This is a genomic window from Pseudomonas japonica, from assembly GCF_900188455.1.
In the GTDB taxonomy this organism is placed as follows: Bacteria; Pseudomonadota; Gammaproteobacteria; order Pseudomonadales; family Pseudomonadaceae; genus Aquipseudomonas; species Aquipseudomonas japonica.
The window spans coordinates 135865-149274 of the sequence record NZ_FZOL01000001.1; the positions used below are offsets into that span (position 1 = coordinate 135865).

13 protein-coding genes are annotated in these 13410 nt (G+C 62.2%); 9 read left to right on the forward strand and 4 right to left on the reverse strand.

The genetic code is table 11. The features are described 5' to 3' along the window. Positions 1-17: 17 nt before the first annotated feature. Entirely contained in the window at positions 18-1178 is a 1161-nt protein-coding gene (gene algW, locus CHB99_RS00575; RefSeq protein WP_089266385.1) for a Do family serine endopeptidase AlgW, read from the reverse strand. Positions 1179-1417: 239 nt separating this feature from the next. On the opposite strand from algW, the gene CHB99_RS00580 reads away from it, so the two are divergent. The 3 genes from CHB99_RS00580 to cysN all read left to right on the forward strand — a co-directional run bounded on the left by CHB99_RS00580 (position 1418) and on the right by cysN (position 5152). Next, positions 1418-2176, forward strand: a complete 759-nt coding sequence (locus CHB99_RS00580; RefSeq protein ID WP_042122946.1) for a Nif3-like dinuclear metal center hexameric protein — start codon at positions 1418-1420, stop codon at positions 2174-2176. 141 nt (positions 2177-2317) lie between these two features. Further along, positions 2318-3235, forward strand: coding sequence for a sulfate adenylyltransferase subunit CysD (gene cysD / locus CHB99_RS00585; protein ID WP_042122947.1), 918 nt, complete (start codon positions 2318-2320; stop codon positions 3233-3235). A gap of 15 nt (positions 3236-3250) precedes the next feature. Continuing rightward, the gene (cysN, locus tag CHB99_RS00590) at positions 3251-5152 is read left to right on the forward strand and encodes a sulfate adenylyltransferase subunit CysN (RefSeq protein ID WP_042122948.1); all 1902 of its coding nucleotides are present in this window, start codon (positions 3251-3253) and stop codon (positions 5150-5152) included. Positions 5153-5225: 73 nt separating this feature from the next. Here the strand turns inward: cysN and CHB99_RS00595 are convergent, their stop codons facing one another. Continuing rightward, positions 5226-5705 carry an Lrp/AsnC family transcriptional regulator gene (locus CHB99_RS00595; protein ID WP_042123020.1) on the reverse strand — a complete coding sequence of 160 codons (480 nt, stop codon included), beginning with the start codon at positions 5703-5705 and terminating at the stop codon, positions 5226-5228. Positions 5706-5833: 128 nt separating this feature from the next. Between CHB99_RS00595 and CHB99_RS00600 the strand changes: the two genes are divergently transcribed. Beyond that, positions 5834-7030 carry a methionine gamma-lyase gene (locus CHB99_RS00600; protein ID WP_042122949.1) on the forward strand — a complete coding sequence of 399 codons (1197 nt, stop codon included), beginning with the start codon at positions 5834-5836 and terminating at the stop codon, positions 7028-7030. A gap of 60 nt (positions 7031-7090) precedes the next feature. On the opposite strand, the gene CHB99_RS00605 is transcribed toward CHB99_RS00600, so the two are convergent. Further along, positions 7091-7525: a Z-ring associated ZapG family protein gene (locus tag CHB99_RS00605; RefSeq protein ID WP_042122950.1), complete on the reverse strand. Its 435-nt coding sequence runs from the start codon at positions 7523-7525 to the stop codon at positions 7091-7093. Between the two features lie 141 nt (positions 7526-7666). Between CHB99_RS00605 and CHB99_RS00610 the strand changes: the two genes are divergently transcribed. The 3 genes from CHB99_RS00610 (at position 7667) to zapE (ending at position 10852) form a co-directional block, all read left to right on the forward strand. Beyond that, on the forward strand, positions 7667-8302 hold the full coding sequence (locus CHB99_RS00610; RefSeq protein WP_042122951.1) for an alpha/beta hydrolase: 636 nt from the start codon (positions 7667-7669) through the stop codon (positions 8300-8302). A gap of 24 nt (positions 8303-8326) precedes the next feature. Further along, positions 8327-9676 (forward strand): tryptophan--tRNA ligase, encoded by a 1350-nt coding sequence (locus tag CHB99_RS00615; RefSeq protein ID WP_042122952.1) that lies wholly within the window; start codon positions 8327-8329, stop codon positions 9674-9676. Positions 9677-9757: 81 nt separating this feature from the next. Next, positions 9758-10852, forward strand: a complete 1095-nt coding sequence (zapE, locus tag CHB99_RS00620) for a cell division protein ZapE (protein WP_042122953.1) — start codon at positions 9758-9760, stop codon at positions 10850-10852. A 108-nt stretch (positions 10853-10960) separates the two neighbouring features. Here the strand turns inward: zapE and CHB99_RS00625 are convergent, their stop codons facing one another. Beyond that, positions 10961-11857 (reverse strand): GlxA family transcriptional regulator, encoded by an 897-nt coding sequence (locus CHB99_RS00625; RefSeq protein ID WP_170946352.1) that lies wholly within the window; start codon positions 11855-11857, stop codon positions 10961-10963. A gap of 472 nt (positions 11858-12329) precedes the next feature. Here CHB99_RS00625 and rplM point away from each other — a divergent pair, with 472 nt between their 5' ends. After that, positions 12330-12758: a 50S ribosomal protein L13 gene (rplM, locus tag CHB99_RS00630; protein ID WP_009404632.1), complete on the forward strand. Its 429-nt coding sequence runs from the start codon at positions 12330-12332 to the stop codon at positions 12756-12758. A 14-nt stretch (positions 12759-12772) separates the two neighbouring features. Continuing rightward, positions 12773-13165, forward strand: a complete 393-nt coding sequence (rpsI, locus tag CHB99_RS00635) for a 30S ribosomal protein S9 (RefSeq protein ID WP_042122954.1) — start codon at positions 12773-12775, stop codon at positions 13163-13165. Positions 13166-13410: the final 245 nt, after the last annotated feature.

A 13410-nucleotide genomic window follows, 5' to 3' on the forward strand; every position in this document is an offset into this window, starting at 1 on the left:
GCAATAAAGCTATTGAATCAGTTCTCTTCTCCCTGCACCGCCGGCGCCGGTGGCGGACGCAGCCCCACCGCGGCGATCAGTTTCAGCTGCTTGCCATTGCGCAGCACCTCGATGGCGACCTTCTCGCTCGGCTTGATCCGTGCGACCTGGTTCATCGACCGCCGACCATCACCAGCCGGCTCGCCATTGATGCTGAGAATCACGTCACCCAGTTGCAGACCCGCCCGCTGCGCCGGACCGTCGCGGAAAATCCCGGCGACGACGATGCCTGGACGCCCCTGCATACCGAACGATTCAGCCAGTTCCTCGCTCAACGGCTGTACTTCGATACCCAGCCAGCCACGGATCACCTGGCCATGCTCGATGATCGACTTCATCACCTCCAGCGCCAGCTTGGTCGGAATGGCGAAGCCGATGCCCTGGGAACCGCCGGACTTGGAGAAGATCGCCGTGTTGATCCCGGTCAGGTTGCCGTTGGCGTCCACCAGCGCGCCGCCGGAGTTGCCCGGGTTGATCGCCGCGTCGGTCTGGATGAAGTCTTCGTAGTTGTTCAGGCCCAACTGGTTGCGCCCGGTGGCGCTGATGATGCCCATGGTCACGGTCTGGCCGACGCCGAACGGGTTGCCGATGGCCAGGGCGACGTCGCCGATGCGGATGTTGTCGGAACGGCCGATGGTGATCGCCGGCAGGTTCTTCAGGTCGATCTTCAGCACCGCCAGGTCGGTTTCCGGGTCGCTGCCGATGACCCGGGCCAGGGTTTCGCGGCCGTCCTTGAGCGCCACCACGATCTGGTCGGCACCGGCGGTCACGTGGTTGTTGGTCAGCAGATAGCCTTCCGGGCTCATGATCACCGCCGACCCCAGGCTCGACTCCCAGCGTCGCTGCTTGGGCAGGTTGTCGCCGAAGAAACGGCGGAACTGCGGATCTTCGAACAGGGGATGGGCGGACTTGTTGACCACCTTGGTGGTGTACAGGTTGGCCACCGCCGGCGCCGCGTGGCTCACCGCGTCGGCATAGGACACCGGGCCCTGGACCATGCTGGTGGTCTGCGGCGCCTGTTGCAGGTTCACGTCCTGGCTGGGCAGGCCGACCCATTGAGGAAAACGCTGGATGACCAGCAACGCGACCAGCACGCCGGTGAACAGCGGCCAGCCGAAATAACGCAAAGCCTTGAACATTGAATGGATCCTGGGGAGTTGGCCCGAGCCGGTAATGCGGTGGGGAAGGGTGACCGCGCGCGATCATACTTCGGCAAGACCTGTGCAGGAACCGCTAAATCATTCGACGTGTGACAGCGTCGGTCGAATGCCCCCAGGTAGTTGCCGTCGGTTTCCCCAAAACAGTCGACGGCCCATAATGATGGCCATTATACGGGGCCTTGTGCCGCGCTGAACTGCTGAATTGAGGAGTCTTTTCCATGGCTGTTGCCCTGACTACCCTGGTCGAGGAAGCCGACCGCTATCTCGGTAGCGCGAAAATCCAGGACTACTGCCCCAACGGCCTGCAGGTCGAGGGCCGTCCGCAGGTGACCCGCATCGTCAGCGGCGTGACGGCCAGCCAGGCGCTGCTGGACGCCGCGGTCGAGGCCGAAGCCGACCTGGTGCTGGTCCACCACGGCTATTTCTGGAAAGGCGAGAACCCGTGCATCACCGGCATGAAGCAGCGCCGCCTGAAAACCCTGCTGAAGCACGACATCAGCCTGCTGGCCTACCACCTGCCGCTGGACGTGCACCCGGAAGTCGGCAACAACGTGCAACTGGCGCGGCAACTGGATATCACCGTCGAGGGCCCGCTGGACCCTGACAATCCGCGGGTGGTGGGGCTGGTCGGGTCGCTGGCCGAACCACTGTCGGCGCGCGACTTCGCCCGTCGGGTCAATGAAGTGATGGGCCGCGAGCCCTTGCTGGTGGAAGGCGAGGCGGTCATTCGTCGGGTCGGCTGGTGCACCGGTGGTGGCCAGGGCTACATCGACCAGGCGATCGCCGCCGGCGTCGACCTGTTCATCAGCGGCGAAGCCTCCGAGCAGACCTTCCACAGCGCGCGGGAAAACGGCGTCAGCTTCATTGCCGCCGGGCACCACGCCACCGAGCGCTACGGTGTGCAGGCGCTGGGCGACTACCTGGCTCGCCGGTTTGCCCTCGAACACCTGTTCATCGACTGTCCGAACCCCGTGTGACAGCCCAAACACCCGGGCATATCCATAGATTGTTTCGTTCTAGGCCGCCTCCTAAATAGAAGCGGGCGCTGTGATAGAGTGGCCCGCTCGAACACGGCCCGCCTGGCCGTCCATAAAAGATCGTTTTTCCCGTGAGTAGCCATGGTCGACAAACTGACGCATTTGAAACAGTTGGAGGCGGAAAGCATCCACATCATTCGTGAGGTGGCCGCCGAGTTCGATAACCCGGTGATGCTGTACTCGATTGGCAAGGACTCGGCCGTGATGCTGCATCTGGCGCGCAAGGCCTTCTTCCCTGGCAAGCTGCCGTTTCCCGTGATGCATGTCGACACCCAGTGGAAATTCCAGGAGATGTACCGCTTCCGCGACAAGATGGTCGAGGAAATGGGGCTGGAGCTGATTACCCACGTCAACCCGGAAGGGGTGGCGCAGGGTATCAACCCGTTCACCCATGGCAGCTCCAAGCACACCGACATCATGAAGACCCAGGGCCTCAAGCAGGCGCTGGACAAGCACGGCTTCGACGCCGCCTTCGGTGGCGCGCGCCGCGACGAAGAGAAGTCGCGGGCCAAGGAGCGGGTCTACTCGTTCCGTGACAGCAAGCACCGCTGGGATCCGAAGAACCAGCGTCCGGAGCTGTGGAACATCTACAACGGCAAGGTCAACAAGGGCGAGTCGATCCGCGTCTTCCCGCTGTCGAACTGGACCGAGCTGGACATCTGGCAGTACATCTACCTCGAAGGCATCCCGATCGTGCCGCTGTACTTCGCCGCCGAGCGCGAAGTCATCGAGAAGAATGGCACCCTGATCATGATCGACGACGAGCGCATCCTCGAGCACCTCAGCGACGAGGAAAAGGCCCGCATCGTCAAGAAGAAGGTGCGTTTCCGTACCCTCGGCTGCTACCCGTTGACGGGTGCCGTCGAGTCGGAGGCCGAGACCCTGACGGACATCATTCAGGAAATGCTCCTGACCCGGACGTCCGAACGCCAGGGCCGTGTCATCGACCACGATGGCGCCGGTTCCATGGAAGACAAGAAACGCCAAGGCTACTTCTAATTTCAGGGTTACTCCATGTCGCACCAATCTGATCTGATCAGCGAGGACATCCTCGCCTACCTGGCCCAGCACGAGCGCAAGGAACTCCTGCGTTTCCTGACCTGCGGCAACGTCGACGATGGCAAGAGCACCCTGATCGGGCGCCTGCTGCACGACTCGAAGATGATCTACGAGGACCACCTCGAGGCCATCACCCGCGATTCGAAGAAAGTCGGCACCACCGGCGAGGAAGTCGACCTGGCGCTGCTGGTCGACGGCCTGCAGGCCGAGCGTGAGCAGGGCATCACCATCGATGTCGCCTACCGCTACTTCTCCACCGCCAAGCGCAAGTTCATCATCGCCGACACCCCGGGCCACGAGCAGTACACCCGCAACATGGCCACCGGTGCGTCCACCTGCGACCTGGCGATCATTCTCGTCGACGCCCGCTACGGCGTGCAGACCCAGACCCGCCGGCACAGCTACATCGCCTCGCTGCTGGGGATCAAGCACATCGTCGTCGCCGTCAACAAGATGGACCTGAAGAACTTCGACGAGCAGGTCTTCGAGTCGATCAAGGCCGACTACCTGAAGTTCGCCGAGGGCATCGACCTCAAGCCGAGCAGCCTGCACTTCGTGCCGATGTCGGCGCTCAAGGGCGACAACGTGGTCAACCGCAGCGAGCGTTCGCCGTGGTACACCGGCCCTGCGCTGATGGAAATCCTCGAGACCGTCGAAGTCGCCGCCGACCGCAACTTCACCGACCTGCGTTTCCCGGTGCAGTACGTCAACCGTCCGAACCTGAACTTCCGCGGCTTCGCCGGCACCATCGCCAGCGGCCTGGTGCACAAGGGTGACGAGATCGTCGTGCTGCCGTCGGGCAAGAGCAGCCGGGTCAAGTCCATCGTCACCTACGAGGGCGAGCTGGAAAACGCCGGTCCCGGCCAGGCCGTGACCCTGACCATGGAAGACGAGATCGACATCTCCCGTGGCGACCTGCTGGTCCACGCCGACAACGTGCCGCCGGTGACCGACCAGTTCGACGCCATGCTCGTGTGGATGGCCGAAGAGCCGATGCTGCCGGGCAAGAAATACGACATCAAGCGCGCCACCAGCTATGTGCCGGGCTCGATCGCCAGCATCACCCACAAGGTCGATGTGAACACCCTGGAGCAGGGCGCCGCCAGCGCGCTGCAACTGAACGAGATTGGCCGGGTGAAAGTCGCCCTGGACGCCTCGATCGCCCTGGACGGTTACGACAGCAACCGCACCACCGGCGCCTTCATCGTCATCGACCGCCTGACCAACGGCACCGTTGGCGCCGGCATGATCATCGCGCCACCGGTTCTGCCGCACGGCAGCACCGGTCAGCATGGCAAGCAGGCCCACGTATCCACCGAGGAGCGTGCCCTGCGCTTCGGCCAGCAACCGGCCACCGTGCTGTTCAGCGGCCTGTCCGGCGCTGGCAAGAGCACCCTGGCCTATGCCGTCGAGCGCAAGCTGTTCGACATGGGCCGTGCGGTCTACGTCCTCGACGGCCAGAACCTGCGCCATGACCTGAACAAAGGCCTGCCGCAGGACCGTGCCGGTCGCACCGAGAACTGGCGCCGTGCCGCCCACGTGGCGCGCCAGTTCAACGAAGCCGGCATGCTCACCCTGGCCGCTTTCGTCGCCCCGGATGCCGAAGGCCGCGAGCAGGCCAGGGCGCTGATCGGCAAGGAGCGTCTGGTCACCGTTTACGTCCAGGCTTCGCCGCTGGCCTGCCGCGAGCGTGACCCGCAAGGCCTGTACGCCGCCGGTGGCGACAACATCCCGGGCGAAAGCTTCCCGTACGATGTGCCGCAGGATGCCGACCTGGTCATCGACACCCAGTCCACCAGCGTGGAAGAGGGTGTGAAGCTGGTCCTGGATGTGCTGCGTGAGCGTGGCGCTATCTAAGCGTCCGGGCTGACAGGAAAGAACCCGCGATGGTGAAGGCCATCGCGGGTTTTTTCTTGTCCGAAGAGCGGGCTCAGATGTGCTTTTCCGACACCGGAATCACCCGTTTCTCTTTCACCGCCTTGTAGGAAAAACTCGAATAGATCTCCTTCACCCCTGGCAGCGATTGCAGGGTTTCCCGGGCGAATTCGCCGAAGGATTCCAGGTCGCGGGCCAGCACTTCGAGGAGAAAGTCGTAACGTCCTGAAATATTGTGGCAGGCGACGATCTCGGGAATCTCCATCAGGCGTCGCTCGAAGGCGCGCGCCATCTCCTTGGTGTGGGAGTCCATCATGATGCTGACGAAGGCAGTCACGCCGAAGCCAAGGGCCTTGGGCGAGAGGATTGCCTGGTAGCCGGTGATGTAGCCGCTTTCCTCGAGCAGCTTGACCCGGCGCCAGCAGGGCGAGGTGGTCAGGGCGACACTGTCGGCCAGTTCGGAGATGGTCAGCCGCGCGTTGTCCTGCAGGGCGCCGAGCAGGGCGCGGTCGGTGCGGTCGAGGGCGTTGGGCAAGATTTGCCCTGTCTTCAGCGGATCGTGGAATTTCATGCTCGGAAAGCCCCGGAGTAGTGGTCACATTTGGAAAAATATTAGCTGATCGCTGGCATAAGCTTATGGCAATCCAACAAGAGGGCATCGCCATGAGCGGCTCCAGCAAGACCCAGGGATTCGCCACTCGTGCCATTCACCATGGCTACGATCCGCAGGCTCACGGAGGGGCACTGGTGCCGCCGATCTACCAGACGGCCACGTTCGCCTTTCCTACCGTCGAATACGGTGCGGCCTGCTTTGCCGGCGAAGAGGCCGGACATTTCTACAGCCGAATTTCCAATCCCACGCTGGCGTTGCTGGAAAGCCGCATGGCTTCGCTGGAAGGCGGCGAGGCGGCCCTGGCCCTGGCCTCGGGCATGGGCGCCATCACCGCCACGCTGTGGACGCTGCTGCGCCCCGGTGATGAGGTGCTGCTCGGCAGCACGCTGTACGGTTGCACCTTCGCCTTCCTGCACCACGGCATCGGCGAATTCGGGGTCAAGCTCAAGCATGTCGACATGGCCGACCTCAAGGCGGTGGAGGCAGCGATTTCGCCAGCGACGCGGCTGATCTATTTCGAGTCGCCAGCCAACCCCAACATGCATCTGGCGGATATCGCCGGGGTGGCGAAGATCGCGCGTCGGCACGGCGCGACGCTGGTGGTGGACAACACCTATTGCACGCCGTACCTGCAGCGGCCGCTGGAGCTGGGCGCGGATCTGGTGGTGCACTCGGCGACCAAGTATCTCAGCGGGCACGGCGATATCACCGCAGGGCTGGTGATCGGCGCCCGAGACCTGGTGGGGCGGATTCGTCTGGAAGGCTTGAAGGACATGACCGGTGCGGTGCTGTCTCCGCACGATGCCGCGTTGCTGATGCGCGGACTGAAGACCCTCAATCTGCGCATGGAGCGTCACTGCGCCAATGCCCAGGCGCTGGCGGAGTTCCTGAAGAAACAGGCGGAGGTCGAGGTGCTGCATTACCCGGGGTTGCCGTCGTTCCCGCAGTACGCCCTGGCGAAGAAACAGATGGCATTGCCGGGTGGCATGCTGGCGTTCGAGTTGAAGGGCGGGATCGCCGCGGGGCGGCGCTTCATGAACGCGCTGCAATTGTTCTCGCGGGCGGTGAGCCTGGGCGATGCCGAGTCCCTGGCACAGCATCCGGCGAGCATGACCCATTCCAGCTACACCCCGCAGGAGCGGGCGCGCTACGGGATCTCCGAAGGCCTGGTACGGCTCTCGGTGGGGCTCGAGGATATCGACGACCTGATCGCCGATGTTCGTCAGGCGCTCAAGGCCTGTGCCTGAACGATAAACGCCGGAAACGAAAAGGGGCGCCATGGAGGCGCCCCTTTTCGTTGTTGCCAATCAGCGTTTCAGGCCGTAGCTCTCGTCGAGCATGCCGGGCGTATTCGGCGTTTTCGGCGCGTAGTCGCGTGGCACTTCGGTGTCCCGTGGCGGGGTCAGGCGATCGCGCGGGCCTTGCGCCGCGTCGGAGTGCAGGGCGGCCAGCAGGCGCTGACGGGTCAGGTCGTCCAGGGCCAGGCGGTTGGCGCCATCGGCCAGATGATCCTGCACTTCCTGGTAGCTTTGCGTGAGCTTCTTGACCAGAGCCGCGGTGCTGTTGAAGTGGGTCACCACTTCGTTCTGGTAGCTGTCGAAGCGTTCTTGGATATCGTCCAGTTGCCGCTGGGTGCTGCTCGGCGCGGCGTTGGGCAGGAGGCGGGCAACCAGGAAACCAACGACGACACCCACTGCCAGGGCCAGGGTCGGCAACAACCAAACTAAGAGCGAGAGTTCCACGAGTCCTTCCTCTATAAACGGCTTTGCTTTACGTTAACGGCTCGGACCTGCGCTGTATACCGCGAAGCATCGCAAATATCTCAGAACAGAATCATTCAGCTAGACGAGTCGACCCTTGCCGGGGTCACGGAGTTTAATTCCTTGCTTACCCGCGAAATCCCTGCATTCATCGACGGCCCGGTCGGTCAACTGGAAGCCCTCTATCAGGAAGTGCCCGATGCCCACGGCGTGGTGCTGATCTGTCACCCCAACCCGGTGCAGGGCGGGACCATGCTCAACAAGGTGGTGTCGACGTTGCAACGCACCGCGCGGGACGCCGGCCTGATCACTCTGCGCTTCAACTACCGCGGTGTTGGCGCCAGCGCCGGTAGTCACGACATGGGGACCGGCGAGGTTGACGATGCCCAGGCCGCCGCGGCCTGGCTGCGGGACAAGCATCCCGAACTGCCCCTGACCCTGCTCGGTTTCTCGTTCGGCGGTTTCGTCGCCGCGGCGCTCGGTGGCCGTCTCGAAAGCCAGGGTGTGACGTTGAAGCATCTGTTCATGGTCGCGCCGGCGGTCAGGCGTCTGAACGCCACCGAGGCCGCTCCGCGCAACGCGCCGCTGACCATCATCCAGCCGGATGCCGACGAAGTGATCGAGCCGCAGACCGTCTATGACTGGTCCGCCGCACTGCCGCGCCCCCATGAGCTGTTGAAAGTGGCAGAATGCGGACACTTTTTTCATGGCAAGCTGACCGACCTCAAGGATCTGGTACTGCCGCGTCTTTCGAACTGAGCCAAGCCTGATAAGCGATTACCCATGACTACGCGCATCCTCACCGGTATCACCACCACCGGCACCCCGCACCTGGGCAACTACGCCGGTGCCATTCGCCCGGCGATTCTCGCCAGCCGCCAGCCGGGTGCCGACTCCTTCTATTTCCTCGCCGACTACCACGCGCTGATCAAGTGCGATGACCCGCAGCGCATCCAGCGTTCGCGCCTGGAAATCGCCGCGACCTGGCTGGCCGGTGGCCTGGACTGGGAAAAGGTGACCTTCTATCGCCAGTCCGACATCCCCGAGATCCCCGAACTGACCTGGCTGCTCACCTGCGTCAGCGCCAAGGGCCTGCTCAACCGCGCCCACGCCTACAAGGCCTCGGTGGACAAGAACCTGGAAAACGGCGAAGACCCGGATGCCGGCGTGACCATGGGGCTGTACAGCTATCCGGTGCTGATGGCCGCGGACATCCTGATGTTCAACGCGCACAAGGTTCCGGTCGGCCGCGACCAGATCCAGCACGTGGAGATGGCGCGGGACATCGGCCAGCGCTTCAACCACCTGTTCGGCAACGGCAAGGACTTCTTCGTCCTGCCGGAAGTGGTGATCGAAGAGAGCGTGGCCACCTTGCCGGGCCTGGACGGGCGCAAGATGTCCAAGAGCTACGACAACACCATCCCGCTGTTCAGCAGTGCGAAGGAAATGAAGGACACGATCTCGCGCATCGTCACCGACTCCCGTGCGCCGGGCGAGGCCAAGGATCCGGACAACTCGCACCTGTTCACCCTGTACCAGGCCTTCTCCACGTCTGAGCAGTCGGCGGAGTTCCGCGACGAACTGCTGCAGGGCCTGGGCTGGGGCGAAGCGAAGCAGAAGCTGTTCCAGTTGCTCGATGGCCAGTTGGCCGAGTCCCGCGAGCGCTACCAGCAACTGATTGCCCGTCCGGCGGACCTGGAAGACATCCTCCTGGCCGGCGCGCAGAAAGCCCGCAAGGTTGCCACGCCGTTCCTCGAACAACTGCGCGAAGCGGTGGGCCTGCGTTCCTTCCGCACCATCACCCAGGGCCCGGCCGAAGTGAAGAAGAAGGCCGCGAAAGCCGCACGCTTCGTCAGCTTCCGCGACGACGACGGCAGCTTCCGTTTCCGCCTGCTGGGTGCCGACGGCGAACAACTGCTGCTGTCGCGCAGTTTCGCCGACGGCAAGGCTGCCGGTGCGGTGACCAAGCAACTGCAGCAGGGTGACGAACTCGACGTGCGCGCCGAAGGCCTGGGCTTCAGCCTGTGGCTGGAGGGCGAGTCTGTCGCCGAAGGCCCGCAGTTCGCCGACGCCATCGCTCGCGACGCCGCCATCGAGGCCCTGCGTGCCGCCCTGGCGCCTCAACAGGACTGACGGCTTATCGGAAGTCTGATTGCCATTACCCAGGGCCGTCGCTACAGTGACGGCCCGCTTTTGTTGCCTTGCTAACGAATTATGACGCCCCTAGAACGATATCAAGCAGATCTGAAACGTCCCGACTTCTTCCATGACGCGGCGCAGGAAACGGCGGTGCGCCATCTGCAGCGCCTGTACGATGATCTGCTCGCGGCGCAGAACAACAAGCCGGGGGTATTCGGCAAGCTGTTCGGCAAGAAAGAGCAGGCGCCGGTCAAGGGTCTGTATTTCTGGGGTGGAGTAGGCCGGGGCAAGACCTACCTGGTCGATACCTTCTTCGAGGCGCTGCCGTTCAAGGAAAAGTCGCGCACCCACTTCCACCGCTTCATGAAGCGCGTGCATGAGGAGATGAAGGGCCTCAAGGGCGAGAAGAACCCGCTGACGCTCATCGCCAAGCGTTTCGCCGATGAGTCGCGGGTCATCTGCTTCGACGAATTCTTCGTGTCCGACATCACCGATGCGATGATCCTCGGCACCCTCATGGAAGAACTGTTCAAGAACGGTGTGACCCTGGTGGCGACGTCCAACATCGTTCCGGACGGCCTGTACAAGGATGGCCTGCAGCGGGCGCGCTTCCTGCCGGCCATCGCGCTGATCAAGCAGAACACCGAGATCGTCAACGTCGACAGTGGCGTCGACTATCGTCTGCGCCACCTGGAACAGGCGGAACTGTTCCACTTCCCGCTGGATGAAGCCGCCCATGAAAGCCTGCGCAAGAGTTTCCGCGCCCTGACGCCGGAATGCACCCAGGCACTGGAAAACGATGTGTTGATCATCGAGAACCGCGAGATCCGCGCCCTGCGTACCTGCGACGACGTGGCCTGGTTCGACTTCCGCGAATTGTGCGACGGCCCGCGCAGCCAGAACGACTACATCGAGCTGGGCAAGATCTTCCATGCCGTGTTGCTGAGCGGTGTGGAGCAGATGGGCGTGGCGACCGACGACATCGCGCGGCGCTTCATCAACATGGTCGACGAGTTCTACGACCGCAACGTCAAGCTGATCATCTCGGCCGAGGTCGAACTCAAGGACCTGTACACCGGCGGTCGCTTGACCTTCGAATTCCAGCGCACCCTCAGCCGTCTGCTGGAGATGCAGTCCCACGAGTTCCTCGCGCGGGCGCACAAGCCTTAAGCGCTATCGACAGCTTGACTCCGACCCTGTGGGAGCTGGCTTGCCAGCGATGAGGCCAGCCAGCTCCCATGGGTTTTTCTGTCAGCCTCGATATTCAGTGCACGACGATCAGGCTTCCTGCATGAACTGCTGCCGATACTGGTTCGGTGACAGCGCAGTATGCTGCCTGAACAACCGTGCGAAGAAGCTGGCATCGTCGTAGCCGACTTCGTAGCTGATGGTCTTGATGCTTTTGCGCGTGCCGGAGAGCAGTCCCTTCGCCGTTTCGATGCGCAGCCGCTGCAGGTAGTGCAGCGGCTTGTCGCCAGTGGCGCTCTGGAAGCGCCGCATGAAGTTGCGAATGCTCATGCCGTGATTGCGTGCGACATCCTCGAAGCGGAACTTGTCGGCGAAATGCTCTTCGAGCCAGTGCTGGATCTGCAGGATGATCACGTCCTGGTGCAGCTTCTGCCCGCCGAAGCCCATGCGCCCCGGGGTGTAGTTGCGCTGCACTTCATAGAGGATGTCACGGGCCACGGCCTGGGCGACATTGGCTCCGCAGAAGCGCTCGATCAGGTAGATGTAGAGATCGCAGGCCGAGGTGGTACCGGCGGCGCAGAACAGGTTGTCGGCATCGGTGAGGTGCTTGTCCTGGTTCAGGTTGACCTTGGGGAAGCGCTCGGCGAATTGATTGAAGAAGCGCCAGTAGGTGGTCGCTTCCTTGCCGTCCAGAAGCCCGGCCTCGGCCAGCCAGAACACGCCGCTGGCCTCGCCGCAGAGCACCGCGCCGCGGGCATGCTGCTGGCGCAACCAGTGCAGGACCTGGGGGTAACGCTCGCACAACGTGGAGAAATCTTCCCAGAACGCCGGGAGAACGATCACATCGGCATCTTCCAGACCGCTGTCCACGGGGACCAGGACATCGCTGAAACTGCGCACCGGTTCGCCATCGGGGCTGACCAGGCGGGTCTCGAACATGGGCTGCAGGTTCAGGCCCAGTTGCCTGGCATAGCGCAGGCTGGCCAGATGGAAGAAGTCCTTGGCCTGCATCAGGGTCGAGGCGAATACCGTGTCGATGGCGAGGATGCTGACGCGCCGCAGGGGCACGTTGGGTTGGGTAAACATCATGTTCGTTATTCTTATAGGGGAGAGTGGTCAATCACCGGCGGGATCGTCTTATTTTTTGGCGATTGTGTCCAGCTTCGTGTCCCTGAGCGGTACGGCGGGCGTGTTCCGGGTCACGTCAGGACTTGCTGCGGGAAAAGATCCAGAAAATCAGCTTGATATTTCTCCGGTAATCCGGATAATCCGCCGTCTCTTTCTACGGTGGAAGTGATGCCCCGCCGCTGAAAAAGAACCCCCGCCGAGTACTGGACGCGCTGACCCGAGCCCCCGAAAGCGTTCGTAGCCGGCTGCCTTTGACCTTGTCAAAGTAAGCACTATTCAGTAAGATTCGCCGTCTTATTTTCGCTGGGCGGCCTCTGAGGCTTATTAAAGAATGAAAACTTTTACTGCTAAACCGGAAACAGTAAAACGCGACTGGTTCGTCGTTGACGCTGCTGGTCAGACCCTGGGTCGTCTGGCCACTGAAATCGCGAGCCGTCTGCGTGGCAAGCACAAGCCAGAGTACACCCCTCACGTTGACACCGGCGACTACATCGTCGTGATCAACGCCGAGCAGGTACGTGTCACTGGTGCCAAGACTTCGGACAAAATGTACTACTCCCACTCCGGCTTCCCGGGCGGTATCAAGGAAATCAACTTCGAGAAGCTGATTGCCAAGGCCCCTGAGCGCGTGATCGAGACCGCGGTTAAAGGCATGCTGCCGAAGAACCCGCTGGGTCGCGACATGTACCGTAAGCTGAAAGTCTATGCGGGCGCTACTCACCCTCATACTGCTCAGCAGCCCCAAGAACTGAAGATTTAACGGAATAGTTCATTATGTCGGCGACTCAAAATTACGGCACTGGCCGTCGCAAGACTGCAACCGCTCGCGTTTTCCTGCGTCCGGGCACTGGCAACATCTCCATCAACAACCGTTCTCTGGACGTGTTCTTCGGTCGTGAAACCGCGCGCATGGTCGTTCGCCAGCCGCTGGAACTGACCGAGACCACCCAGAAGTTCGACATCTACGTCACCGTCATCGGTGGTGGTGTCAGCGGTCAGGCCGGTGCGATCCGTCACGGCATCACCCGCGCTCTGATGGACTACGACGAGTCCCTGCGTGGCGCTCTGCGCCGTGCTGGCTACGTCACCCGCGACGCTCGTGAAGTCGAGCGTAAGAAAGTGGGTCTGCGTAAAGCACGTAAGCGTCCACAATACTCCAAGCGTTAATTCGCTCAGAGTTTCAAAAAAAGCCCGGTTCCAAGTGGAACCGGGCTTTTTTTATGTCTTGAATAAGGAGGGCTGGCCATTCGTGTGACAACTTGCCGCATAGACGCAGATCAAGGCTAGCGCGGGATACAGGCCTTTGGCCAGGGTAATAACCTTGTCAGACATGGGTCTTTTCTTTACCATGCGGCAAATTTTTAGCGCTTCAGAAATTACTTAGTAGATGCCTGTTTCAACAGGCCACAAAG

What these genes read in the sequence shown, in the direction of transcription:
- zapE (WP_042122953.1), top strand. Translation starts at nt 9,758, where the DNA reads ATGACGCCCCTAGAACGATATCAAGCAGATCTGAAACGTCCCGACTTC.
- cysD (WP_042122947.1), top strand. Translation starts at nt 2,318, where the DNA reads ATGGTCGACAAACTGACGCATTTGAAACAGTTGGAGGCGGAAAGCATC.
- cysN (WP_042122948.1), top strand. Translation starts at nt 3,251, where the DNA reads ATGTCGCACCAATCTGATCTGATCAGCGAGGACATCCTCGCCTACCTG.
- rplM (WP_009404632.1), top strand. Translation starts at nt 12,330, where the DNA reads ATGAAAACTTTTACTGCTAAACCGGAAACAGTAAAACGCGACTGGTTC.
- CHB99_RS00600 (WP_042122949.1), top strand. Translation starts at nt 5,834, where the DNA reads ATGAGCGGCTCCAGCAAGACCCAGGGATTCGCCACTCGTGCCATTCAC.
- rpsI (WP_042122954.1), top strand. Translation starts at nt 12,773, where the DNA reads ATGTCGGCGACTCAAAATTACGGCACTGGCCGTCGCAAGACTGCAACC.
- CHB99_RS00615 (WP_042122952.1), top strand. Translation starts at nt 8,327, where the DNA reads ATGACTACGCGCATCCTCACCGGTATCACCACCACCGGCACCCCGCAC.
- CHB99_RS00580 (WP_042122946.1), top strand. Translation starts at nt 1,418, where the DNA reads ATGGCTGTTGCCCTGACTACCCTGGTCGAGGAAGCCGACCGCTATCTC.
- algW (WP_089266385.1), bottom strand. Translation starts at nt 1,178, where the DNA reads ATGTTCAAGGCTTTGCGTTATTTCGGCTGGCCGCTGTTCACCGGCGTG.